Origin of the sequence: Hydrocarboniphaga sp., assembly GCF_028291725.1 — a bacterium.
In the GTDB taxonomy this organism is placed as follows: Bacteria; Pseudomonadota; Gammaproteobacteria; order Nevskiales; family Nevskiaceae; genus Hydrocarboniphaga.
Genome location: NZ_JAQGNT010000005.1, coordinates 1 through 23,855, shown reverse-complemented (window position 1 = coordinate 23,855; position 23,855 = coordinate 1). Strand labels below are relative to the sequence as shown.

Annotated in this window: 25 protein-coding genes, 1 pseudogene and 1 riboswitch; of the genes and pseudogenes, 9 read left to right on the top strand and 17 right to left on the bottom strand. The window is 63.7% G+C overall.

Features of this window, described 5'->3' with window-relative positions:
* Nucleotides 1-239 precede the first annotated feature (239 nt).
* The 4 genes from JWQ90_RS01315 (at nt 240) to JWQ90_RS01300 (ending at nt 2,769) form a co-directional block, all read left to right on the top strand.
* Nucleotides 240-839: a DUF433 domain-containing protein gene (locus JWQ90_RS01315; protein ID WP_299688183.1), complete on the top strand. Its 600-nt coding sequence runs from the start codon at nt 240-242 to the stop codon at nt 837-839.
* The gene (locus JWQ90_RS01310) at nt 836-1,216 is read left to right on the top strand and encodes a DUF5615 family PIN-like protein (RefSeq protein WP_366919402.1); all 381 of its coding nucleotides are present in this window, start codon (nt 836-838) and stop codon (nt 1,214-1,216) included. Before JWQ90_RS01315 ends, JWQ90_RS01310 begins: the two co-directional genes overlap by 4 nt.
* A 226-nt stretch (nt 1,217-1,442) precedes the next feature.
* Nucleotides 1,443-2,477: a hypothetical protein gene (locus JWQ90_RS01305; RefSeq protein ID WP_299688177.1), complete on the top strand. Its 1,035-nt coding sequence runs from the start codon at nt 1,443-1,445 to the stop codon at nt 2,475-2,477.
* Nucleotides 2,362-2,769 (top strand): amidohydrolase family protein, encoded by a 408-nt coding sequence (locus tag JWQ90_RS01300; protein ID WP_299688174.1) that lies wholly within the window; start codon nt 2,362-2,364, stop codon nt 2,767-2,769. Before JWQ90_RS01305 ends, JWQ90_RS01300 begins: the two co-directional genes overlap by 116 nt.
* Nucleotides 2,770-2,800: 31 nt before the next feature.
* Here the strand turns inward: JWQ90_RS01300 and JWQ90_RS01295 are convergent, their stop codons facing one another.
* From JWQ90_RS01295 to JWQ90_RS01285, 3 genes are all read right to left on the bottom strand, one after another.
* A complete protein-coding gene (locus JWQ90_RS01295; protein WP_299688171.1) occupies nt 2,801-4,672 on the bottom strand; it encodes a sulfatase in 1,872 nt (623 codons plus the stop codon).
* An 80-nt stretch (nt 4,673-4,752) separates the two neighbouring features.
* The gene (locus JWQ90_RS01290; RefSeq protein ID WP_299688168.1) at nt 4,753-5,295 is read right to left on the bottom strand and encodes a cob(I)yrinic acid a,c-diamide adenosyltransferase; all 543 of its coding nucleotides are present in this window, start codon (nt 5,293-5,295) and stop codon (nt 4,753-4,755) included.
* Nucleotides 5,296-5,490: 195 nt separating this feature from the next.
* Nucleotides 5,491-7,299, bottom strand: a complete 1,809-nt coding sequence (locus JWQ90_RS01285) for a TonB-dependent receptor (RefSeq protein ID WP_299688165.1) — start codon at nt 7,297-7,299, stop codon at nt 5,491-5,493.
* 61 nt (nt 7,300-7,360) lie between these two features.
* A riboswitch (cobalamin riboswitch) is annotated at nt 7,361-7,556 on the bottom strand.
* A 68-nt stretch (nt 7,557-7,624) separates the two neighbouring features.
* Here JWQ90_RS01285 and JWQ90_RS01280 point away from each other — a divergent pair.
* Nucleotides 7,625-8,404 (top strand): inositol monophosphatase, encoded by a 780-nt coding sequence (locus tag JWQ90_RS01280; RefSeq protein WP_299688162.1) that lies wholly within the window; start codon nt 7,625-7,627, stop codon nt 8,402-8,404.
* 24 nt (nt 8,405-8,428) lie between these two features.
* Here JWQ90_RS01280 and JWQ90_RS01275 read toward each other — a convergent pair whose 3' ends face one another.
* Entirely contained in the window at nt 8,429-8,662 is a 234-nt protein-coding gene (locus tag JWQ90_RS01275; RefSeq protein ID WP_299688159.1) for a type II toxin-antitoxin system RelE/ParE family toxin, read from the bottom strand.
* Between JWQ90_RS01275 and JWQ90_RS01270 the strand changes: the two genes are divergently transcribed.
* Entirely contained in the window at nt 8,588-8,761 is a 174-nt protein-coding gene (locus JWQ90_RS01270) for a hypothetical protein (protein ID WP_299688207.1), read from the top strand. The two genes, JWQ90_RS01275 and JWQ90_RS01270, sit on opposite strands and share 75 nt — an antisense overlap.
* Here JWQ90_RS01270 and JWQ90_RS01265 read toward each other — a convergent pair.
* From JWQ90_RS01265 to JWQ90_RS01250, 4 genes are all read right to left on the bottom strand, one after another.
* Nucleotides 8,713-8,997, bottom strand: coding sequence for a hypothetical protein (locus tag JWQ90_RS01265; protein WP_299688156.1), 285 nt, complete (start codon nt 8,995-8,997; stop codon nt 8,713-8,715). The two genes, JWQ90_RS01270 and JWQ90_RS01265, sit on opposite strands and share 49 nt — an antisense overlap.
* A gap of 147 nt (nt 8,998-9,144) precedes the next feature.
* Nucleotides 9,145-9,453, bottom strand: coding sequence for a BrnA antitoxin family protein (locus tag JWQ90_RS01260; protein ID WP_299688153.1), 309 nt, complete (start codon nt 9,451-9,453; stop codon nt 9,145-9,147).
* Nucleotides 9,434-9,712 carry a BrnT family toxin gene (locus JWQ90_RS01255; protein WP_299688150.1) on the bottom strand — a complete coding sequence of 93 codons (279 nt, stop codon included), beginning with the start codon at nt 9,710-9,712 and terminating at the stop codon, nt 9,434-9,436. The genes JWQ90_RS01260 and JWQ90_RS01255 overlap by 20 nt, the downstream gene beginning before the upstream one ends.
* A gap of 338 nt (nt 9,713-10,050) precedes the next feature.
* Nucleotides 10,051-10,512, bottom strand: coding sequence for a VOC family protein (locus tag JWQ90_RS01250; protein ID WP_299688147.1), 462 nt, complete (start codon nt 10,510-10,512; stop codon nt 10,051-10,053).
* Between the two features lie 146 nt (nt 10,513-10,658).
* Between JWQ90_RS01250 and JWQ90_RS29055 the strand changes: the two are divergent.
* A pseudogene (locus tag JWQ90_RS29055) lies at nt 10,659-10,838 on the top strand (phage integrase N-terminal SAM-like domain-containing protein); the annotation flags it as partial.
* Between the two features lie 150 nt (nt 10,839-10,988).
* Here JWQ90_RS29055 and JWQ90_RS01245 read toward each other — a convergent pair.
* The 5 genes from JWQ90_RS01245 to JWQ90_RS01225 all read right to left on the bottom strand — a co-directional run bounded on the left by JWQ90_RS01245 (nt 10,989) and on the right by JWQ90_RS01225 (nt 14,576).
* Nucleotides 10,989-11,405, bottom strand: coding sequence for a VOC family protein (locus JWQ90_RS01245; protein ID WP_299688145.1), 417 nt, complete (start codon nt 11,403-11,405; stop codon nt 10,989-10,991).
* A 175-nt stretch (nt 11,406-11,580) separates the two neighbouring features.
* Nucleotides 11,581-12,000, bottom strand: a complete 420-nt coding sequence (locus JWQ90_RS01240; protein ID WP_299688141.1) for a YciI family protein — start codon at nt 11,998-12,000, stop codon at nt 11,581-11,583.
* A gap of 138 nt (nt 12,001-12,138) precedes the next feature.
* The gene (locus tag JWQ90_RS01235) at nt 12,139-12,489 is read right to left on the bottom strand and encodes a metalloregulator ArsR/SmtB family transcription factor (protein WP_299688138.1); all 351 of its coding nucleotides are present in this window, start codon (nt 12,487-12,489) and stop codon (nt 12,139-12,141) included.
* A gap of 25 nt (nt 12,490-12,514) precedes the next feature.
* A complete protein-coding gene (locus JWQ90_RS01230) occupies nt 12,515-13,012 on the bottom strand; it encodes an SRPBCC family protein (RefSeq protein ID WP_299688135.1) in 498 nt (165 codons plus the stop codon).
* Nucleotides 13,013-13,166: 154 nt separating this feature from the next.
* The gene (locus JWQ90_RS01225; protein ID WP_299688132.1) at nt 13,167-14,576 is read right to left on the bottom strand and encodes a wax ester/triacylglycerol synthase family O-acyltransferase; all 1,410 of its coding nucleotides are present in this window, start codon (nt 14,574-14,576) and stop codon (nt 13,167-13,169) included.
* 178 nt (nt 14,577-14,754) lie between these two features.
* Here JWQ90_RS01225 and JWQ90_RS01220 point away from each other — a divergent pair, with 178 nt between their 5' ends.
* A complete protein-coding gene (locus JWQ90_RS01220) occupies nt 14,755-16,224 on the top strand; it encodes an aldehyde dehydrogenase family protein (protein WP_366919401.1) in 1,470 nt (489 codons plus the stop codon).
* Between the two features lie 36 nt (nt 16,225-16,260).
* On the opposite strand, the gene ybaL is transcribed toward JWQ90_RS01220, so the two are convergent.
* The 4 genes from ybaL to JWQ90_RS01200 all read right to left on the bottom strand — a co-directional run bounded on the left by ybaL (nt 16,261) and on the right by JWQ90_RS01200 (nt 22,072).
* Nucleotides 16,261-17,892, bottom strand: a complete 1,632-nt coding sequence (gene ybaL / locus JWQ90_RS01215) for a YbaL family putative K(+) efflux transporter (protein WP_299688126.1) — start codon at nt 17,890-17,892, stop codon at nt 16,261-16,263.
* A gap of 81 nt (nt 17,893-17,973) precedes the next feature.
* Nucleotides 17,974-18,759 (bottom strand): DUF3108 domain-containing protein, encoded by a 786-nt coding sequence (locus tag JWQ90_RS01210; protein ID WP_299688123.1) that lies wholly within the window; start codon nt 18,757-18,759, stop codon nt 17,974-17,976.
* Nucleotides 18,760-18,892: 133 nt separating this feature from the next.
* Complete coding sequence (locus JWQ90_RS01205) at nt 18,893-21,391, bottom strand: acyl-CoA dehydrogenase (RefSeq protein ID WP_299688120.1); 2,499 nt, start codon at nt 21,389-21,391, stop codon at nt 18,893-18,895.
* 33 nt (nt 21,392-21,424) lie between these two features.
* On the bottom strand, nt 21,425-22,072 hold the full coding sequence (locus JWQ90_RS01200; protein WP_299688117.1) for a TetR/AcrR family transcriptional regulator: 648 nt from the start codon (nt 22,070-22,072) through the stop codon (nt 21,425-21,427).
* A gap of 328 nt (nt 22,073-22,400) precedes the next feature.
* Here JWQ90_RS01200 and JWQ90_RS01195 point away from each other — a divergent pair, with 328 nt between their 5' ends.
* Nucleotides 22,401-23,801, top strand: a complete 1,401-nt coding sequence (locus JWQ90_RS01195; RefSeq protein ID WP_299688114.1) for a S41 family peptidase — start codon at nt 22,401-22,403, stop codon at nt 23,799-23,801.
* Nucleotides 23,802-23,855: the final 54 nt, after the last annotated feature.

Genomic DNA, 23,855 nt, shown 5'->3' with positions numbered 1-23,855 from the left:
GCGATTGCGCGCGATCGGCGCTCACCGATCCTCCGCCTCGCGACAACTCTCGCCCTTGCACACGATTGGTCAGCGCGTCGTACCACTGCAAGTACAGCCAGTTGTCGCCGGCGAGCTTGCCGAGGAACTGCCTGGCCATCCTTGCCAGGATTTCCCTTGCTTTCTCCCGGCAGATCGGACTATATGTTCTCTGTACGAAGAACATATATAGGTGTCCGATGCAGAGTTACGACAGCTCCTTGTTCACGGCCACCGAAGCCGCGGTGCTGACCCGGCTTCCGCTCAAGGCGGTGAACAATGCGATCGACAAAAAGACGGTGGTGCCGGTGATCCGTGAGCGGGCCGGCCAATCGGTTCGGCTGCTGAATCGCCAGGCGCTGTTGTCGCTGACGCTGGAGCGGCGTTTGGCGGATCGTTTTTTCCCCGAGCTGCGGCGGCAGGTATTCGATGCCCTGGCCGTTTCGTCATCGACGATGCTTTCGCTCGATGACGGCTTGCTCAAGATTGATCTGCGGGCGCCGCGGCGGGAGCTGGCGGAGTCGCTGCGCCAGTTGCAGCGTGCCCGGCATATGGTGGTGAGCGATCCGGAAATCCTCGGCGGCGAGCCAGTGTTCCGTGGTACGCGCGTACCGGTGCATCTGATTGCGGCGCTGGCGGCGGAGGGATCAACCCCGGCTGATCTGCAGGCGGGCTATCCCCGCCTCACCGCCGAGATGATCCAGCTTGCGCCAGTGTATGCCGCAGCGTATCCACAGCGCGGCCGTCCGCGCCGGCAGCCTTGGCAGGATCGCCCGTCCGCGCATCGCGTGCGCGTGCCCTTGTCTGCACTCAAGGTGTGAGGTTTTTGATTGACGAATGCCTGACCGTTGACCTGGTTGCCGTTGCTGCGCAGGCCGGGCACGCGGCGCATCACGTTGCTCATGTCGGCCGCGCGGGCTGGAAAGACCCGCAGGTTCTGCGCTATGCCCGCGAGGGCGATTTCGTGTTGGTGACCAACAACGCGGCGGATTTTCGGCGGCTCTATGCAGTGGAGCCGCTGCATGCTGGCCTGATGATCATCATCCCGGCGGTGAACAAGGACGTTCAGCGGCTGCTGTTTAAGGCGGCGCTCGATCAACTGGCTGTGAGCGGTGAGCCGATCAACCAGGTGTTGGAAGTCGATATCGACGGGGAGGACGTTGTGTTGGCGCTCTACGACCTTCCGGCTGGCGGGTAGTTTGTTGGCGTCTTCCGCCGCTTCACACGCGCCTAACCACTCGGTCTGCTCTACATGACGGTCGTTGCCGACGAGTTCTTTCTTCTTGGTATCCACGGAGATGGCCGGCAAACCCTGCCGGAGGTGGCGCTTGCCGGCGAGAAGTACGCGCACGCGCGCTGCGTTTTCCTTGTATCTATTCGCCCTCGGCTGTAGCTTGAAACCTGAGAATTCAACGGGTTTTTCCATGCACACGACTTTCGGCATGCTGTTGTCGCTGGCATTGGTTTGGTCGCACTCCGCTCACGCGGACCTGCCTGTCGCGTTCGTCGACGTGAACGTGCTGCCGATGGACCGGCAGCACATCCTCCAACATCAGACGGTCTTGGTGCAGGACAAGGCCATACTGCAGATCGGGCCCTTGAAGGGTGTACCGATTCCGGAAGGAGCGCAGCGCATCGAGGGAAACGGGACGGCCTACCTGTTGCCGGGCCTCGCGGATATGCATGTGCATGTTTCGAAGCCGGACGACCTGGCGTTGTATGTCGCCAATGGTGTGACCACGGTTCTGCACATGGGCGGCGATCCGATCGCGGCCGTTGGTGTGATTTCACAAGGAATCGAGAGCGCACCCATCGCAAGCCCTCGGATTTTCTTCGCGTTCAAACTGCATGGTGGCGGTGAAGGCTTGACGGTATCGACACCCGAGTTGGCGCGCAGCGCTGTGCAGCTGGCCAAAGCGAACGGCTACGATTTCATCAAGGTCTACAACGAACTGAGTCCGCCGGTTTTCGCGGCCATCGTAGCCGAGGCCCAAAACCAAGGCATGGCCGTAGTCGGACACGGAGTGCGCTCGGTCGGACTGCCGAAAGCCTTGTTCGAAGGCCAGGTGATGGTGGCGCACGCCGAAGAGTTCCTCTACACGGCGTTTGAGGATCACGAAGATCGTTCACGTATCAAGAGCGTGGTCGCCGACACTTTTCGCTCTGGCGCCTACGTTACGACGACGCTGTCCACCAACGAAGTGATCACACGCCAGTGGGGGCGGCCCAAGCAGGTCGATGCACGATCCGCGTGCGGCGTTCATGACACCCAACGTGCGCGCCGACTGGGCGAACGCATCCTATGCCCGTGCCGACATGCCGGCCAGCGCCCGCGCAGAAGACGTGCTCGCGTTCCTGGGCGAGTTCACCAAGGCCCTGCAAGCCAAAGGTGTGCCGCTGCTCGCCGGCACCGACAGCCCGGTCGTACCAGGCATGTATCCCGGCTACTCGATTCATGACGAATTGCGCGCGCTGGTGAAGGCTGGACTGTCACCCTTTGATGCGCTGTCCGCGGCCACGCGCACACCGGGCGAGTTCATTGCGAAGACGGTGCCGGGTGCCCAAGGCTTCGGCACCGTGACACAGGGACTGCGCGCCGACCTCGTGCTGGTGGACAAGAACCCACTGACGTCTTTGGAGACGCTGAAGTCTCCGCTCGGAGTCATGAAAGCGGGCCGATGGTTTTCGCGTGCCCAGCTCGCGGCTCTGCTCGAACAAAACAGCAGCAAGTACGACGAGCCCGCGCGTTGATCCGTCGGCATGCCTTTGCCGACGTGGCCGCTCACCGATCCTCCGCCTCGCGACAACTCTCGCCCTTGCACTCTTTGAACGCCTCCAGATCACCCTTCATCTTCGCCATCGCCGCAGCCGCGCGCACGTAATCCGCATCCTGCAGCAGCGGCACCAGGTTCACCATCTGGAACGGATCGCGATCGAGATCGTACAGCTCCTCGAAATCGACTTTCCATTGGCCGACATCGGTGACCTGCACGCGATTGGTCAGCGCGTCGTACCACTGCACGTACAGCCAGTTGTCGCCGTCGACCTGCCGGCGCACTGCCTTGTACGGCGGATAGCTGAGGTTGCCGAGCGCGCCGAACTCGAAGCCGGCGAGCTTGCCGAGAAACTGCGTCGCGACTTCGGAGAGCTTGTGATACAGCGGGAAATCCGCTGCCAGCTCCATCGTCGTCGCCTCGATGAAATGCTCGACCATGAACTGGTGCCGCGCCGATATCGCCGGTGTATCGGACAACTGCGCACGCAGGCTGCGGCCGTCGAAAGCATCGCTGTCGCGCAGTGGATGCGCGCCGGCGTAGTCGCTGAGGGTCGGCGCCAGATCATTGTTCAGCGCGATCGCCGGAACGTGCGTACCTCTGTGCGTGCCGGGCACACGGATCACCAGCGGCACGCGGATCGATTCCTCGTACGGCAGCAGCTTGGAATTGAGCCCGTGCTCGCCGAAGAAGTAGCCGTTGTCCGAAGTGAACACGATGATCGTGTCCTGCATCTGCTGGTCGGCGTCGAGTTTGACGAGCACCCGGCCGATCATCTCGTCGACCGCGATCATCGCCGCCATGCGGAACTGGTGCTGGCGTTCCAGCGCCCCGATGTCACCGTTCTCCACGGTGAGCTTCTGCAGCACCTGCTCGAGCCGCGGGTGCTTGTTGGCATCGAGCACATTGAACGAGGGCCGCTTGGATAAAAACTCCAGGCTGTCCGGCAGGCTGCGCGAACACCATTCACCGGGCTTTTCCTGCGCGACGTAATCCGGCATGAAACGCTGCACCAGGCACTCGTGCCGTGGTGCCGGGCGGATGTATTCGCGGAACGTACCGCGATAGCCGAGCTTCGGATCGTCGCGGAAGCTCTGCGTCTCGATATGCGGCGCGACCGGCTTGAGCGTCAGATAGAACGGCTTGCCGCTGGTTTTCGCGCCGTCGAGAAATTCCAGCGCCCAGTCGCCGAGCTTGTCGGTCTGGTAGTCGGCACCGCTGCGATGGTCGGCATGGTATTGCCGCACTTCGGTCTTGCCGGTCGCGGCTTTCGACAGGTTCACCTTGTAGTCGTACATGTCGTAAGTCGAAGGATCCACCAGGCCATACCACTCGTCGTAGCCCTTGGGCACATGGTCTTCGGCCGAGAACATGCCGTAGCCGTTGAGGTACTTGCCGATGTGGCCGGTGTAGTAGCCGGCTTGCTGCATCATCACGCCGAGCGCACGATCTTCGCGATTCTCCGCCGCCAGATACCAGTACGCCACGCCCTTGGTGACGCTGAGGATGCCGTGATTCTTCGCGTACTCGCCGGTGAAATACGTGGCGCGCGACGGGCAACAGACCGGATCGGTCACATAACTGTTGTCGAAGCTCACGCCGCGATCGACGATGCCGTGCTGGATGTTCGGCAGCCAGCCGGTTCGAAGCATCAGGTCGAAAGCCGGCTGATCGAGATCGTCCGTCATGATCACCAGCAGGTTCGGCTTGGTATCCACGGCGGCGGCTTCCGGTGCCGGCAGCTTCGCTGCGCCGATCGAATGCGGCCCGGTCTTGACGAAAACGCCAATCGCGATCAACAGCAGCAACAGCACCAAACCAACGACCCAGCCGATGCGGACCCGGCCGGCCGGCCTCTTTGCCCGATGGTCATGCGACATGAAAATCCCCGCTGCTGGTGGCCAGCGCTTGATAAGCAACAAGCCGACCAGGGCATGGCCGGCCGGTGTTACTTATTGTGTCAGTACTTCACCCAGGTCGGTTCGGTGGCTCCGTCGATGCGCGCCAGCGTACGCGCGGCGATGAACAGGTAGTCCGACATGCGATTGGCGTAGCGCAGCAGTTCCTCGTTCAGCGGCTCCGCCGCGTTGAGCTCCCATAGTTGGCGCTCGAGCCGGCGTGCCACCGCTCGCGCGACATGGCAGGTCGCGGCCTGCACCGTGCCGCCCGGCAGCACGAATTCCTTGAGCGGAGGCAGCAGCTCATTGAGCGCTTCACCGGCCGCCTCGAGCCGCTCCACGTCCGCGGTTTTCAGGAACACCGCGCCCGGCATTGACAGCTCGCCGCCGAGATTGAACAGCGTGTGCTGCTCGCGTTCCAGCGTCGCGCGGATATCCGCCGGCAACTTCTGCGTCAGCAGCACGCCGATCTGAGAATTCAGCTCGTCGGTCTCGCCCATCGCTTTGACGCGCGGGTCGAACTTGGGCACGCGGTCGCCGGTGGACAGGCCGGTGGTGCCCTTGTCGCCGGTGCGCGTGACGATTTTGCTTAGTCGATTACCCATGACGGCTCCGCTGGTTGCCTGAATCAGAAGTTCGTTGCACGGTGAACGGCATTCTGGCCACATACCGGCCCGGAGAGGCCATCGCCGCCGCTGTAGGAGCGGGTCATACCCGCGACTCCGGCCTTGAACGGCACAGTCGCGGGTATGACCCGCTCCTACAGGTGCAGCTGGTAGACCGTTAACCGGTGCGCCGCTTCAGTAGGCATAGCTCGCGGTCGCATAGTAGCTGCGATCCTGCTGGTTGTATCCGGCGGCGGTCTGATAGTCCTTGTCGAGCAGATTCTCGACGCGCAGACGCAGCGCCACATGCTCGCCCAGACGCACGCCGCCGGTCAGATCAATCAGCATGTAGCCGCCCAGTTCGACACCGCCGAAATCCTTGCGCGGACCGCTGCCGAGCACATCGATGCCCGCATTGTAGATGCCCAAGCTACGGCTCAGCTTCAGCGCGGCCGAGTTCTTCGCGCGGCGCAGCAGCTGCTCGCCGGTTGCGCGGTCTTCCGGGTCCTGAGTCAGGCCGGTGAGCGTCGCTGACCAGTGGTCCCAGTTGAGGTGGTAGCTGATCTCCACGCCGGTGTTGCGGTACTGGTCGACGTTGACCGCGGTGCAGTTGAAATTCTCGTCACAGATCGTGTTGATCAGATCCTCCACGTCGCTGCGGAACACTCGCAGATCGGCGCGCTGGTAGGCGCCCAGGCGCTGCTGCAGGCCGAGTTCGTAGTTGCGTGCCTTCTCCGGTTTCAAGTCGGGATTGCCGCCGAAGCCGTAGCGATCGGTCGCGTCGGGAGCGCGGAAGCCGGTTGCGGCCGATGCGACCAGCCGCGTCGCGTCGCTGAGATCGAAGCCGTAATCGAGCGTGCCGTCGAAGCGGCTGCCGAAACCTTCATAGTCGCTGAAGCTGCCCCCGACGACCGCCCGGTGGCGGCCGTAGTGCAACTCGTCCTGCAGATGCAGCGTGCCGACGTCGCGGCCCTCGGCGATCGCGCTGCCGAAACTCAGTGCGCTGACTCTCTCGTGGACGAAGCCGGCGCCACCGGTGATCCGCTGATTCGGCAGCGTCCATACCAGGCCGGCGTCGGCCCCGCTGCGGATCGTCTCGACTTCGTCGTCGCTCTGGTTCTGCTCGACACTGTCCTGCATCCGACTGACTTTCACGGTCGCACCGAGGCGGTCGTTCAAAGGCAGCGTCGCGTCGATCGCGGCGACCTGGTTGCGATAGTCCTGGGATACGACGGCGCGGTCGAAATTGGCGTCGTAGCCGTAGTACTCAACATCGCCGCGGGCGTCCCACAGACGCGCGCCGATCGTGGCCTCGCCGATCTTCAGGCTGCCGTCGGCATTGACGCTGGTGCGCTGGTAGCCGGTGTCCTGATCGAAACCGCGCAGCGCCGGAAAGCCGTCGGTGTCCTCGTGCTGAACCTGCAGGCTGGCGCTGCTGCGCTCGCCGGCGTACCCCGCGCGCACGCTGCCGTCGACGGTATCGTCGCTGCCGCCACGCAGGCTGGCGCCGAGCGTCGTGCCGAGGCCGCCACTGCGCGTGATCACATTGACGACGCCGCCGATCGCGTCCGATCCATACAGTGTCGCGCGCGGGCCCTTGACGACTTCGATGCGCTCGATCGAATCGGGCGCGATGTTCTGCAGCGCGGCGCCGCCGGAGGTTGCGGGATTGACGCGCACGCCGTCGATCAGGATCAGCGTGTGATTGGATTCGCCGCCGCGGATGAACACCGAGGTGGTCGATCCGGGGCCGCCGTTGCGGCCGAGTTCGACGCCGGCGAAAAAGCGCAGCAGCTCGGCCAGATCGCCCGCCTGCGCCTGCTCGATCTGCTCGCGGGTGATCACCAGCAGCGGCGCCAGCACCTCAGTGAGCGGCGTCGGATTGCCGGTAGCCGTCACCACCACCGGATCGAGTTGCGTGGGAGCCGAATCGGTATCGGCAACGGAAACGGCAGGCGCGGCGAGCATCGCCCCTAACAGCAGAGGCTGGAACAAAGACTTCACGGATGGTTCTCCCCACGGCACACGTCCCCGCGCGCCGCAACAGACTGGTGACTCGGCACGTTCGGGCCGAGGCTTCGCAGGCCGGTCTCCGGACTCGTGGGCCATGCCGTCGGCACCTTCCCGGATCGCGACCGATCCAGTGGCGTATCGCCGTGGCTTCCCACTTACCGTTGCGGGGGCAGTGTTCGCTTTGCACGAACTTCCCGTTTAACCCTTCGGCCGAACGGCCGTCAGGAACCTGCGGCGTGGATTCTACCCAGCCGCGGGCTCGGCTGTCTTGCAAGTTATCATTCGCCCCGCCGACTCCCTACCGGTTCCGATGCCGATGCCCAGCCCCCAGTTGCAAGCCGCGCTAGATGCCGCCGATGCCGCCAACGCCATCATCCGCCGCGCGTACCGCGGTAATTTCGCAGTCGACTACAAGTCCGACGCGAGCCCGGTGACCGAGGTCGACGTCGCCGCCGAGAAGGCGATCAGCGCGATTTTGAAGCAGCGCTTTCCGGAGTATGGTTTTTACGGCGAAGAAACCGGCCGCGACCGCGCCGACGCCGAGTATCTGTGGCTGGTCGACCCGATCGACGGCACCAAGTCCTTCGTCCGCGGTTATCCGATGTTCTCGGTGCAGATTGCCTTGATGCATCGCCGTGAGCTGGTGCTGGGCGTATCCAGCGCGCCGTGCTGGAACGGCGGCCGCGGTGAAATCATCCATGCGGAAAAAGGTGCAGGCGCCTGGCTCGACGGCGAACGCCTGGCGGTGTCGACGGCGTCGGCGATCGAAAAAACCACGCTGTCGACCGGCAACCTGGCGAGTCTCGCGCGCCAGCCTGAAGCCTGGTCGCGCCTCGGCGCGCTGATCCCGCGGCTGCACCGGATCCGCGGCTACGGCGATTTTCTGCACTACCACCTGCTGGCAACGGGCCGCATCGACGCGGTTCTCGAGTCCGACGTCAACATCCTCGACATCGCCGCGCTGACGGTGATCGTGCGCGAAGCCGGCGGCGTATTCACCGACCTGCGCGGCGCGCCGATCGGCCTCGACACGACCAGCGTGCTGGCGAGCGCGCCGACGCTGCATGACGCGATTCGCTCGGCAATTGTGTACTAGTGCTTATGTTGGACGACACGCCACCTACTCCGGCACATAGCCAGCTTCGCGTTGATGTCGTACTGAAAGCACAAGCACCATGTCCTGCTCCAGCTCATAGCTGTACAGCGCAACATAGCCAGACCTGCCACGAGAAATAACGAGCTCTCTTAGCCCCTGCTCCGCGGAGCGCCCTATCAGGGGATGATTCTCAAGGACTTGCACAGCCTCGGCGATGAGATCCACCGTTTCCGGCGCAGCGGCTGGCTCAGCCTGCAAGAGAAAATCGGTGAGCCTGACGAGATCAGAGAGCGCTCGCTCGGCGTAGATTACGCGCGCCAGGTTTTTGCCCTCGGCTTTGGGGTGGACTTACCCTGAACCCGAGCTTGCAGGTAGGCATGTACCTCCGCCGCTGCGTACCCCTTGCCAGATTTAACTGCTTCTTTTCTTGAAGCAACAGCGTCAGCGACGAACTGCGCTCGCCGCTCCGCATTTGTGGCTGCGGCACGAATGGCATCAACCATAAATGCATGGGGTGTGACACCTTGCTGCTTTGCAGCCGCAGCAGCAAGCAGCTTTACGTCTTCAGGAAGCTTCAGTGATGTCGTAGACACGTCCGGGCACTCCAGATTGGGTGTCACCATAGTAACACCCGAAAATCGACCTGAGAAATGCGGCCTGTTGTGTCGTCCAAACGCAGAACTAAGCGGGGTGCCCGGCTTTTCGGGCGCTTACGGTTGAGCGCCGGGTTGAACGCACGCTCACGCAGCAACAGTACGCGCCCGCGTTTGCTTCGGCTTTGCTCTTGGGATTGATAGCTCTTCTCGTACAACCTGTCGCACTGCATCGACGACGGAACGCTGCTGAATGAACGCAACCAGAGCATCGTTCATCAGCGTTTGGTAGTTCCCAGAACCAGCACGCTCAACTTGAGCGCGGAAATACTCGATGACGGAGTTGTCGATACGAATTGAGATCTTTGTCTTGCCCGACTCGGCAGGGATGACGGGGCCCCGCGTGGCCTTGGAGAAATCGATGTCACGATATGGTTCAGCGGTGACCTTTTTCATACTGCTTCCTTTGCGGTTTGTTCGCCTTCCACGAGGAGATCAGGCGATAGATGTTGGGTTCACGGTGGGTGTAAACCACCACGAGCAAGGCACCAGTAGCGCTCATTCCGAGGGAAACGAAGCGCTGCTCACCAATGGAATCCGGATCGTCCCGCGTCAACGCGTACTCGTCCGTCAGTACGGTCGCCGCCTCGGCAAATGACATTCCGTGGTCTCGGAGGTTTGCCTCAGCCTCCTTGGGATCCCAGTCGATGTCCACAGCGGCAAATGTATGGACAGATGTCTTCCGAGTCAAGTGCGCGGCGTTTTGTGCGGTCTAACGAGGCTGTAGAAAAATGTTCGAGCGCCCGCCCTGAACTGCCAGAAAAGCGGAAACCTATACGCCTACGTTGAATTCTGACGCGCTCGACTTCAACGAGTCGATCAGAACTCGCGCAGGGTGGGTTTCTCGCTCGACTTTCAGTGCCCGATTTCATTTTTCTACAGCCTCAACGACCCAGTTCAGCCGCACAGCCCGCCGGAGGCGGGCTGTGCGGCTGCAACGCATGGTTGAACAGCATTCATGGAAAGCTCGGGCATCTGACTGGACGAGCACGACTACGCCTCGTTGTAGGCTCTCTCGAGCTCAGCCACGTCGAGCTTCACCATCGTCATCATGGCTTCCATCACAGCCTTCACCTTCCTGGGGTCCCTATCACGGATCAGCTCGGTGAATCGTCTCGGGACAATTTGCCAGGAGAGACCGAAGGGGTCTTTGATCCAACCGCATGCCGTGGGCTTCGCTCCTGCCTTCACGAGCTTGTCCCAGTATTCATCCACTTCATCCTGATCCGCGCAGTTCACGTAGAGCGAGACCCCCTCAGAGAAGCTGAAGTACGAACCTCCGTTGTAGCCCATGAAGAGTTGACCACCAACGACGAACTCGGCGGAGCTGATGGGACCGTCCTTGCCCGTGCGGGCGACGTTGCGTACTTCGGAGTTCGGAAACGTCGCGGTGTAGAACTCGATCGCCGCTTCGAGCTGGTCGTTGAACATGAGGAAAGGCGTCACTTTGTTCATGGGAGTGTCTCCTCTGTGAAGGCGATGCTCTTCTCCGCCCGACGCCAAATCGGCCCGTCTAATTGTGACCCGTAGCCCGGACACGTGAAGCGTAACCCCTTAAAACCTTCGTGTGAGTCACTTGATCGCAAAGCGGATAGGGATTGATGGGGCAGATTATTCGTCGAATACGGCGTCACAGGAAAAGCCTCTGGGGGCTGTTGCAGGCGGTGCGGTTCAAGATTCGGGGCAAGCACTACAATCTCCGTACCGAAGAGGCCTATCTGCTCTGGATTAAACGCTTCATCCGTTTTCATGGCCAGCGACATCCGCGCGGCCTGGGGCCGCAGGAAGTCGAGGCCTTTCTCACTCATTTGGCTGCCGATCTGACGGCGGCAGCCCGCACAAAAACTGGCTCTCGCGGCAATCCTGGTCCTGTATCGGGAAGTGCTCAATATCGACTTGCCCTGGCTGCAGGGTGTGACGCGGGCCAAACCTCAGCCGTCCTTCTCGCAGTTGATCAGCCAGGGCACGCCGAACTGATCGGTCACTGCGCCGAAACGCACCGCCCAGAAGGTTTTATCCAGCGCCATCTCCACCGTGCCGTTCTGCGACAGCGCCGCGAAGATGCGTTCCGCCTCGGCGATGCTGTCGACGCCTAGCGCGACCGAGCAGCCCTTGACGCCGTTGTGGGCTTCTTCGGGCATCCCATCCGAGCCCATCAGCCTCTGCTCACCGAGCGCAATGCAGGCATGCATGATCTTTTTCTGATGATCGGCCGAGACATGCCCGCAGGCCGGGGTCTCGCCGAAGGTCATCATCGCTTCGATCTTGCCGCCCAGGTGCTGCTCGTAGAACTTGAACGCGGCCTCGCACTGGCCGTTGAGCGATAGATACGGTGTGATGGTGGTCATGATGTATTCCTTTAATCGGTAATTAGATTGGCGATTGGAAAACAGTCAGCGCTAGCCGGCGAAGGCGCGCTGCAGCGTCGCGATGTTGATCTATTTTTTGGTGCCGTCGGTGTCTTCGGTGGTTCCGCTGTTCTCGTTCGGCTGCCAGTGCTCGTCGGTCTGAGGTAGAGCCTCGCTAGTGCTTCTCCGACACGGCTGCACGCAGGCGCTCTTCCTGCTCGCGCAGCTCCGGCGTGAACTCGGCGCCGAAGTCTTCCGCCTCGAACAACTTGCGAATCTCGATCTCGGTGCCGCCGTCAAACGGTGCGCGCTTGATCCACTCGATCGCCTCGTCCATGGATGGGGTCTGGATCAGCCAGAAACCGGCGACCAACTCCTTGGTTTCGGCGAAAGGCCCGGCAATGACGCTGCGCTGCTTGCCTGAGAACCGCACGCGCACGCCCCTGGAACTCGGGTGCAGCCCCTCGCCCGCGAGCAGCACGCCGGCCTTCACCAGCTCCTCGTTGAACTTGCCCATCTCGGTCAGCAACTCCTCGCTCGGCATCACGCCGGCCTCGGTGTCCTGGTCCGCCTTGACTATCACCATGAACTTCATCGGCGTATCTCCTACAGGTTTCGGGTTTCAGTTAGGGCCCTTGATTCCGGGCTCTACTGATACGACGAACCGGAAGTCACGGTTTCGACAAGGGTCGGCGAGTTTTTTCGAGATGACGATGCGCGCGGCGGGATTGGTTCACCGGGAATCCGCTTCGACGAGGCTGCGCAGGCGTTCGAGTGCGTGGTCCCATTGCTCGGATATCTGGTCGAGGCAGCGCCGCGCCTCTGCCAGCCGCTGGGTGCGGACTTCCCACAGGCGCTCGCGGCCGCTACGGCCGCTGCGTACCAGCCCGGCGTGCTCCAGCGCGCGCAGATGCTTGGTGACTGCCTGCCGCGACACTTCGCCGCCTTCGGTCAGCCGGACGATCGACTGCGGGCCGTTCTCGCAGAGCCGGGCGACCAGGCGCAGTCGCGTAGCATCGCCGAGCGCGGCGAACACTGCTGCGTTGTCGTACAGCCGCCCCGGTGCGGCGGATTTTTGCGGCATCGGGGAATCCGGATCCTGGCTGGGTTCAGGCCTGCTGCAGCAGCAGGTATTTGCGGATCAGCTCGATCTGATGCGTCCATCCGCCCTCGTTGGCGGCGAAGGCCTGCGCGCGCCGCGCCAGCGGAATGCGGTCGAAGCCGGATTCGGTGATCGTCAGCCGCGTGCCGTCGGCGTGGTCGTCGAGCACGAACTCGATCAGCGTCATCGGCTCCTGCGAATAGTCCGTGCCGGGCTCGATCGCGAACGGGTGCCAGCGGAACGTGATCCGGTCCATCGGCTCGATCCGGTCGACGTGGAACTCGAAGGGCTTGTTCTCGTGCGGCTGCTGCAGCTTGGCAACTTCGGCGTCGACCCGCGTCGGCGTGATCCGGCCGATCATCCGGGCGCCTTCGACGAAAGGGCCGTCGAAAGCGACGCCGAACCAGTGTCCGAACTGCCCGGCATCGCTGACCGCCTGCCATACGCGCTCGCGCTGCGCCCGCAACACCACCTGCTTTTCGATTCTGTCGGTATTTATGAGCAACCCCCTGGTTGCTCTTTTTATAACGCGATCGGCCGCAAAGAGCAACCCGGTGGTTGCCTGATTGGGTCGGTATCGAGATCGGGCTCGCGACGAATCCGTCAGTGCGCAATCGCGGTCAAGGACCGCTCCTACAGTGCCGCGTATTGAAACTCGATCAATCTTTCGCGGGCTCGATCCCCAGCAGTTTCTCCAGCTCCAGCAGCGCCTCGCCGGTGTAAACCGATATGCGCTGCATATGCGGCAGCGTATCGCGGCAGCCGGTATAGCCGACGTTGAACTGGCCCGCATAGCTGACCACGGTGATGTTCACCGCCTGGCCGTGGCTGAGCAGCGACAGCGGATACATCTGGTCCATGCGCGCGCCGTTGAAATACAGGGTCTGGTCCGGGCCGGGCACGTTCGAGATCGTGATGTTGAACATCGGCCGCATCAGGCCGCCCATGCCGGTCATCAGCTGCAGCATGAACGGCGCCATGAACAGGCTGGTGTACGCGGTGATCGCTTCTTTCGGCAGAGTCTGGAACTTGGCTTTGGCTTTCTGCGTCGATTCGCGGATCAGCGCCAGACGCTGCAGCGGATCGGCGATATGCGTATGCAGGTTGGCGATGATGAAGCTGATGGCATTGCCGCTGTCGCCATCGCCTGCAGGCCGCACCGACACCGGCAGGCCCGCGGTCAGCGGTTGCTCGGGCAGCGCGTCCAGCTCTTCCAGATAGCGCCGCAGCGCGCTGGCGCACAGGCCGAGAAACACATCATTGAGCGTGACCTTGGCGCGCTTGGCGAGCACGCGCATCCGCGCCAGATCGTAATGCTGGGTCGCGAACCGGCGCTGCGCGGAAACCTTGCCATTGAGAATCGAGCGCGGCGCACGGAATGGTGAGCCCAGTTCCGGGTGTGTGTTCTGCAGCGTTTCAACCCAGGTACCGGCGATCGCGCGACTGACTTCGGGCAGGTAGCGCGCCTGCGCCTTGGCCTGCTCGGCGAGCTGCTGCCAGCTGGGGCCAGCCTGGCGCGCGACACGCTTCTTCTCGCCGGTGCCGACGGCCCAGGGCGGCGGCAGATTCATCACATGATCGTCCGGCGACAGCAGGCGGCTGACCATGCGCATGCCGCCAACGCCGTCGACCAGCGAGTGATGCATCTTCATGTACAGCGCGAAGCGATCATTGGCCAGGCCTTCGATGATGTGGCACTCCCACAGCGGCCTGGCGAAATCCAGCGGATGCGAATGCAGACGCGACACCAGCACGCCGAGTTCGCGCTCGCCACCGGGTTGCGGCAGCGCGGAATGACGCAGGTGGTAATCCAGATCGATCTGCGGATCTTCCTCCCAGCTGGGAATCAAGCGGCTGCTGAAGATCGTGATGCGCGGCTGCCGCAGGCGCAGGTTGAACGGCGCCACGAAAGCCGCCGGGCCACGCAGATGCAGGAACAAGTTCTTGATGAAATCGGGGCTGGCGTCGGCGGGCAGCGAAAAGATGGCGAGCACGCCGACGTGCATCGGCGTGCGCTGCGAGTCCACGAACAGCCACGAGGCGTCCAGTGGATTCATCTTTCTGGTCATTCGCTGCTGCTCCTCATCGTTATCAGCGGTTCTTTTTGAGGGCTACCGCCACGTTCGGGTAGTACGCCCGCCGCGCCGAACGTTCTAGCATTGCCAAGGTCGCGGTCACAATAGTCGCGGCGACTCGGCGGGCCTATAATTCGGCCACTGACCGATCGTTTTATTCTGTGGAGGAGCGATGTCGATGAACGCCAATGTGTCCTACTTGCCCGGAGCAAGGCCGGCGGCGACCGCCGTCGCCTCCAAGCAGTCCGAGATCCTGCGCGTATTCGAGCGCCAGCGCGATACCGCGCTGCGGCTGCGAACCTCCACGGCCGAGGAGCGCGCCGCCAAGATCCGCAAGCTGAAGGCGGCGGTGCTGGCGGCAACACCGGATTTCTACGACGCCGGTATGCGCGACTTCAAGAAGCCCGCGGCTGAAGTCGACCTGACCGAAATCCTGCCGATCGTGGCCGAAGCCAACGACGCGCTGCGCCACCTGCGCCGCTGGACGAAGCCACAGCGGGTATTCCCGACGATGATGATGTTCGGCACCCAGGCCTGGGTACAGCACGAGGCGCGCGGCCGCTGCCTGATCATCTCGCCCTGGAACTACCCGGCGAATCTGACGCTGGGGCCGCTGGTGTCGGCGTTGGCCGCCGGCAATACCGTGATCCTGAAACCATCCGAGATGACACCGCACACCACCGCGGTGATGGTGCGGCTGATCCGCGAGCTGTTCTCGGAGGACGAGGTCGCGATTTTCGACGGCGATGCCTCGGTGTCGACCACGCTGCTCGAGCTGCCCTTCGATCACATCTTCTTCACCGGCAGCCCGGCGATCGGCAAAGTGGTGATGGCGGCGGCGGCCAGGCATCTGACCAGCGTGACGCTGGAACTCGGCGGCAAGTCGCCGACCATCGTCGACGAGACCGCCGATCTGAAAGCCGCGGCGAAGAACATTCTATGGGGCAAGTACACCAACAACGGCCAGACCTGCATCGCGCCGGATCATATCTACGTGCACAACTCGGTCAAGGACGAGTTCATCAGGCTGTGCCGCGAAGTGCTGAGCTCGTCGTATGGTGACACCCAGCAGGCGCAGATGGCCTCGCCGTATCTGGCGCGCGTGGTCAACACGCGGCATACGCAGCGCCTTGCCGGCCTGCTCAGCGACGCGGCCTCGCGCGGCGCCAAGGTGCTGAGCGGCGGCACCGTCAGCGAGGCCGACTGTTTCGTCGCGCCGACCTTGCTGACCGATATTCCGGCCGACGCGAAAATCATGAGCGAGGAAATCTTCGGGCCGCTGCTGCCGATCATCGGCTACGGCGATCTGGACCGGGTGATCGCCGAGATCAATGGCGCGCCCAAGCCGCTGGCGCTGTATATCTGGAGCCGCAAGGAGGCCAACATCAATGCGCTGCTGAAGCGCACCAGCGCCGGCGGAACCTGCATCAATCATTCGGTGGTGCAGTTCATTCACGGACGGCTGCCGTTCGGCGGCGTCAACAACTCCGGCATCGGCAGTGCGCACGGCCTGTACGGTTTCAAGGCGTTCTCGCACGAGCGCGCGGTGGTGCGGAATCGGTATCAACTGGCGGCACTGTTCTATCCGCCGTATACGAACTTCACGCGCAGAGTCGGCGCGCTACTGCTGAAGCTAGTGTAAATCGCTGGGCGTCCGCGTCGGCAAGGGATTGCCGACCTACGGGGTCGGTGAGAGAACCAGTTCCGCCATGCAGCGCGCGATTTCGCGCTCGCCCATGATGATGCGGTCGGCGCCACTCTTGCGCAGGTGTTTTTCCTCGGCGTCGGAATGCGCACGTGCAATGACCTGGATGCCGGGATTGTCGGCGCGCGCGAGTTCGATCACGCGAGCGGCTTCGAGCGCGTTCGGTATCGCGACCAGCAAGCGCGCTGCGCGCTTGATGCCGGCGGCGCGCAGCAGATCCTGGGTCGCGGCATTGCCGAACACCAGCGGCAAACCCTGTTTCCGCGCTGCGTCGGCCGGATCGTCCTGGGTTTCGATCACCACCAGCGGGTGATTTCCGCCGCGCAGATTCTCGCCGATCTGCGCGCCGACTCTGCCGAAGCCGACCAGGATGTTGTGGCCGCTCATACCCAGTGCCACCGGCTCCATCGTGCGCCTGCCGCGGCTGCGCGACTCGAAGCGATCCAGCGCGACGAACAGCAGCGGATTGATCAGGATCGAGCTAATCGCGCCGGCCAGCACCAGGTCGCGTGCCGAAGCCGGCAACAGATCCAGGTCGGTACCCATCGTCACCAGGATGAAAGAAAACTCGCCGATCTGCGCCAGGCTCGCGGCAATCGTCGCAGCGGTCGGCATCGCGTGGCCGAAGGCACGAACGATCAGCAAGGCGGCAATCGATTTGCCGACCACGATGATGCCGAGTGTCGCCAGCACCTGCAGCGGTTCGCGCAGCAGGATGCTCGGGTCGAACAGCATGCCGACCGAGACGAAGAACAGCACCGCGAAAGCGTCGCGCAGCGGCAGCGTCTCGCGCGCGGCGTCGTGTGACAGCTCGGACTCGTTGAGCACCATGCCGGCGAAGAACGCGCCGAGCGCGAACGAAACGCCGAACAGCGCTGCCGAACCGAACGCGACACCGAGCGCGATCGACAGCACCGTCAGCGTGAACAGCTCGTGCGATCCGCTGCGCGCGGCGCGCTCCAGTAACTTCGGAATCACGCGGCGGCCAACGATCAGCATCAGCGCGACGAACAAGGCCACCTGGCCCAGCGTCAGCGCGATCGTGCCGATCAGCTGCATCGGCGTCGCGCCGCTGCCGCGCTGCGCTTCGGCGAACACCGGCAGCAGCACCAGCACCAGCACCATCGCCAGGTCTTCGACGATCAGCCAGCCGACCGCGATCTTGCCGCGCGGCGTCTCGGTGAGCTTGCGCTCCTCAAGCGCGCGCAGCAGCACCACGGTACTGGCGACCGACAGTGCCAGACCGAACACCAGCCCGGCAGCGAGGCTCCAGCCGAGCAGCATCGCCAGGCCGGCGCCCATCGCAGTCGCGACCACGATCTGCACCAAGGCGCCCGGGATCGCGATGTGTTTGACCGACAGCAGATCGCCCAGCGAGAAATGCAGGCCGACGCCGAACATCAGCAGGATCACCCCGATTTCGGCGAGTTGCGGTATCAGCTCCTGGTCAGCGACAAAGCCGGGCGTGAACGGCCCGACCAGCACGCCCGCGAACAGATAGCCCACCAGCGGTGACAGCCGCAGCCGGTTGGCGATCGCACCGAGTATCGTCGCCAGCACGATGCCGGCAACGATGGCAGCGATCAGTGGCGCATGGTGCGGCATGCTCCTCCCTGGAACGCGCGCGTTCTACGTTCGACCTAGGTTCGACGTTCTTGTGATCGCAGCGGAGGACCGGGTGCTGCGCTAATCGGGTTTTGGCAAAGCAGACGCTGCCGCTGCCGGTAGCAGTTCCGGCGGCAGCTTGTTCAGCATCAGCTTGACCACCGGGTCGTCGTCGCGCTGCTGCTCGGCCTTGATCACGATGTAGCCGTGCTCGGGCGACAGCCAGAACTGGGTGCGCCGGGTCTTGCTGTCGGTGCGGTCCAGGCGCGTGGTGTCGAAGGTGCCGGCCGGGACCGTGACGCGCTCGTGCGCGCGCACCTCGAAGCGGTAGCTGTCGACCTTCTTGCGATCGGCGAACTTGACCTCGTGTTCGCCGACCGGCTCCTTGCCGGTCGCGGACCTCTCGCTCAGCAGCCAGTCGCGCAGCGCGAGCTGGATGCTGAGCCGGTCCAGTGTGCCTTCGGTGATCGGCCGGACGTCGCCGTTCTGGTAGATCGCCTGCTGCTTGGGCCAGTCGAAGCGCAGCGAGAAGTTCTCTTTGCCGGAGCCGACACCGTCGCGGCTGTAGCGATAAGCAACCGGGCGGATCTTGCCGTCCTGCACACAGAAATTGCTCTGCTCGAGGACGTCGCCGGACAGCAGCTTGAGCCAGGATTTGGGCGACGCCTCCTGGCTGAAGAACCAGCAATCCGGCGTGCCCGCCGGCTTTAGCGAGATCAGGCCCTCGCCGAGCAGCGAGCCGCCACGATAGACGTTGTAGGGCAGCGCGCTGGGCACCAGCAAGTTCGGCGAGAGCGCCAGCACCGGCGGCGCTGCCAGCAACGCGGTGGCCGCTGCGAGCGGGCGAGCCAGCCGCGCAAGCGACATCGTTCGAGTGGTCCGTTTGGGTTTCATGAGTCCGAAGGCTACCGGAGTTCGCGTTACGGGAGAATGTTCGTCGCAGCCTGAGACACCCAAAAGACCGGGTTGTCCCCGGCCTTTTGGGTGGCGGCGCCGCCTATCAGGCGACGCGGGCGCGGTTGCCGGTGAACTCCAGAATCTCGGCTCGCCTGCTTTCCGGTTCGGCTGCGTAGTGGCCGGCGACGTACTCGGCGCTGAAGTCGTCGGTCAGGATCACGTCGTATCGGGCGGCATCGTATTCGGCTACCAGACGCGACTCTTCGGGGTTGAGCAGGCCACGAGCGACTGCCTCCGCCAGACGCGAGTCGGTGTCGTGGCCGGCAAGCTCGCCCTTGGCCACGGCCTTGAAGTACTTCAGGTACGGAGCCTCGGCTTTTTGCAGCAGCTTGAACGCATGCTCGATGCGGCCGGTCGCCTCGTCCTTGCCGCCATTGACGAAAACCAGGTGGCTCAGGCGGTCGCGCAGCTCACTGTCCTCCATGATCTGGTCGGCGAGCCTGGCGTTGAGCGCGTCCGAAACCGGCTTGTAGTGATTGCCGAGGGGGAACGCCGCCAGGCGCATCACACGCGCGACGATGCGCACCGGGAAGTTGTCGAAGAAGCCGTCGAAGGCCTTGCCGATTTCGAACAGGCACTGGTCCAGTGCCCAGCGCGCATGGTCGAGTTCCTCGGGCTTTTGGCCGTTGTCGATGTAGAACTTCATTACCGCGCAGCCGATGTAGAGCTGCGACAGCACGTCGCCAAGGCGCGCCGACAGACGCTCCTTGCGCTTCAGCTCCCCGCCGAGCACGCCCATGGTCACATCGCTGCTGAACGCCAGCGCGGCCGAGAAGCGCTCGAACTGCTTGAAGTACGGCGCCATCGCACCGGGCATCGGCGACTTGGCGAGCGCCGAGCCGCTCAGGCCCAGCGTCAGCGCGCGCACGCCGCGGTTGATCGAGAAGCCGATGTGGCCGAACAGCAGTTTGTCGAAGGCCACCAGATCGTTGTCGCGCGCGGCCTCCATCTCCGGGAACACGTACTCGTGGCAGCGGATCGCGCCCTGGCCGAAGATCATCAGGTTGCGGGTCAGGATGTTGGCACCTTCCACCGTGATCGCGATCGGCACGGTCTTGTAGGCCGTCGACAGCGGATTGCGCGGACCCTGCTGGATGCCTCGGCCGGACAGCACGTCCATGGCGTCGGTCACCACTTTCCGCAGCAATTCGGTCATGTGGTACTTGGCGATCGCGGTCACTACCGACGGCGCGCAGTGATCCACCGCCGACGCGGTGAGAATCCGCATCGCCTCCAGGGTGTAGGTGTTGCCGGCGATGCGGCCGGTGGCTTCCTGCACGCCTTCGAACTTGCCGACCGCCATGCGGAACTGGCGGCGGATGCGGCCGTAGGCACCGACCATGCGATACGCGGCCTGGCCGCCGGCCGTGGCCAGCGCCGGCAGCGAAATGCCGCGGCCGGCCGACAGGCACTCGACCAGCATGCGCCAGCCTTTGCCGGCATTTTTCGGGCCGCCGATGATCCATTCGACCGGGATGAACACATCCTTGCCGAAGATCGGGCCGTTCATGAACGCCGCGCCCGGATAGTGCCGGCGGCCGATGTGGATGCCTGCGTGCCGGGCCGGGACCAGCGCGCAGGTGATGCCCAGATCGGTGGGTGTTGCGCTGCGGGTGGCGTCGCCGAGCAGGCCCTGCGGGTCGCGCAGGTTGAAGGCCAGGCCGACCACCGTCGCCACTGGCGCCAGCGTGATGTAGCGCTTGGAGAAATTCAGCTTGATGCCGAGCACTCTCGATCCTTCGTGCTCGCCATAGCACACCACGCCCGAGTCCGGCATCGCGGTCGCGTCCGAGCCGACTTCCGGGCCGGTCAGGCCGAAGCAGGGCAGCTCGGTACCGTTGACCAGGCCGGGCAGCCATTGCTGCTTCTGCGCGTCGGTGCCGTAGTGCATCAGCAGCTCGCCCGGCCCCAGCGAGTTCGGCACCATCACGGTCACCGCCAGCGTGATCGACTTGGTCGCCAGCTTGGTGACGACCGCCGACTGCGCGGCGGCCGAGAACCCCAGACCGCCATATTCCTTCTTGATCAGCATGGCGAAGAAGCGATGGCTTCTGAGGTACTGCCAGGCCGCCGCCGGCAGATCCCTGTCCTCGAACTCCAGCTTCCAGTCATCGACCAGCTTGCACAGCTCCTCGACTTCGTTATCGAGAAAGCTCTGCTCTTCCCGGGTCAGCCGGGTATAGCGGAAGGACAGCAGCTTGGACCAATCCGGGCGGCCGCGGAACATCTCGGCCTCGAGCCAGACGTCGCCGGCTTCGAGCGCTTCGCGCTCGGTGGATGACATCTCCGGCAGCACTTTCTTGAACACGCCGAACACCGGCCGGGTGATCAGCGAACGGCGCAGCGGCACAATGTTGAGAAACGCCAGTAGCGCCAGCGGCACGCCCAGCGCAATTGCGCCGATCAGGCCGATCGAACCCGCCGCGACGCCAGCCGCATAAGCCGCCGCGGCGCCGACAGTCCAGACCCACAGCGGCGCGCCGACATAGGCGAGCGCCCACGCGACGGCGATGACGCCGGCAATCGCGGCAACGAGGGACATGAGTAGGTCCTGGCTAACGAAGTCGAATGGGCTTCAGGCCGGCAGACGCTCGGTGGCCGGACGCGCAGCGTTGAGCAATTCGGAGTCGCGCGCGGCAGGCGCCGGACCCGGGATCAGCATCTTGATCAGGAAGCGCAGGTAGTCATTGAAGTCACTACCGGTGGGCAGCGCATCGGGGTTGTCACGGCGCATGCGCACCGTCCCGATATAGGTCGAATAGGCCAGCGTCGCCCAGTGCCGGGCGCCGGTGCGGTTCAGGCCCAGAGTGAAGTAGGCGTCTTCGACATAGGCACGCCAGCATTCGGTGACGCGCTGCACGCAGGCGCGGGCGGCGGCGTTGTCCGAACCCGATAGCGCCAGCAGCACGCGCTCGGAGCGCTGGTCGGTATTGGCCAGCTGGAAGAACAGCGAGTGCAGACGCTCGCGGGTGTCGGCCCCATTCTCGGCGCGGGCGATGGTGTCGGCCGTTTCATAGCGCTCCCACAGCTCCAAGGCCGCGTGCAGCAGCGCCTCGCGATGCGTGAAGTGCCAGTAGAAGCTGCCCTTGGTCACACCCAGCCGGCGCGCCAGCGGCTCGACCGCAACCGCTTCTATGCCGTTTTCCGCGATGGCGTCCAGCGCGGCCTCGGCCCAGTTGGCGGCGGTCAGTGTGGCGCGCGGAGCATTGCGCGGCGGGGTCATGTTCTGAGTTTCCATCGTCTTGGTCATCCGTACGGCAGCGCATTGGCGGGGCTCATGTTACCGATACGCCGGAGTATGGGACAAGCGGAACAGGTGTTCACTTGCCGCCGCGCCAATGCTGTTGGTGTAGACGGCGAATGGGCGCCCCCGTCCATCCGTTACGGCGGTACATTCGCTGCTTCGAGCGAGACATCAGGCAAAACTCCGGCGATCATCGGTTGGGGAGCATGAACCGACCTGGAATGGTGGGGTCTGTATGCTATCGTCGTCGGTCCCCGTGTCCTTCTTTTTTTCTCCTGCTTCAGTTCAGTTGTGGAGTTTCGAGTTCATGCCTAATCGGCTACGTGTTCCTCTGGCCCTCGCGGCCGGCGTTTTTCTGGGCACCTGCGTCACCCTGACCACCGGCGTTTTCGCTGAGCGCAGTGCGCCGGCGGCGGGCGCACTGCCGGTCAAGGACCTGCAGAACTTCGTCCGTGTGATGGAGATGATCAAGCAGGGCTACGTCGAACCGGTCGACGACAAGAAGCTGCTCGACGACGCGCTGCGCGGCATGCTCGCCGGCCTGGACCCGCATTCGGCCTACATGGCGGGCGAGGAATACACCAGCTTCGAAACCAGCATCAAGGGCGAATTCGGCGGCCTCGGCATCGAGGTGCAGATGCAGGACGGCCTGGTGCGCGTGATCTCGCCGATCGACGACACACCGGCGGCAAAAGCCGGCATCCAGCCCGGCGACTTCATCGTCAAGATCGACGACACGCCAGTGAAAGGCCTGTCGCTGACCGATGCGGTCAGCAAGATGCGCGGCGTGCCCGGCAGCAAGATCGTGCTGACGGTGGCGCGCGAGGGCGCGACCGCGCCGATGATCTTCGACATGAAGCGCGACAAGATCAAACTGGTGTCGGTACGCAGCAAGATGCTGGAGCCGCAGTTCGGCTACGTGCGGATCAGCAGCTTCAATCAGAACACGGGCGAGTCGTTCGAGAACGAGTTGAAGAAGCTGATCAAGGACTCCGCGAATCAGCCGATCAAAGGCGTGGTGCTAGACCTGCGCAACAATCCGGGTGGCGCGCTCGACGAGGCGATCCGGGTCGGCGATGCGCTGCTGACATCCGGGCCGATCGTCTCGGTGCGTTCGCGCGAGGCCGACGAGAACCGTGAGTTCGACGCCAAGTCCGGCGACCTGCTCGACGGCAAGCCGATCATCGTGCTGATCAACGGCGGCTCGGCTTCCGCCGCCGAAATCGTCGCCGGTGCGCTACAGGATCAAAAGCGCGCGATCCTGCTCGGCACCAAGAGCTTCGGCAAGGGCTCGGTGCAGACCATCATGCGGCTGTCCGACGACTCCGCGATCAAGCTGACCACGGCGCGCTACTACACGCCGTCGGGCGGCTCGATCCAGAAGACCGGCATCGAACCGGACCTGGAAGTGGCTCAGACCCGCGACCAGGCCCAGGACATCGCCAACCGGGTGTGGTTCAGCGAGGCCAGCTTCAAGAACGCCCTCAATTCCGAAGAGGGCAAGTCGCGCAAGGGCGTCCACACCCCGGCCGAGGCCCCGCCCACGGGCTTCGACGACAAGAAGGGCGACTTCCAGCTGGAGCGCGCCATCGCCGTGCTGAAGGCCGGGTCGGTCGAGGCCGTGGTCAAGCTGCCCAAGCCCGCCGCCAAGATCGCCGAGGTCACCGCCAAGGCCGCGGCGAACGGCAAGCTGAAGAGCCCGCAATAGAAAGTCCGGCGCGTCCCTCGTCCCCGCCCGTCGGCGGACGAGGGATCGCCGGTC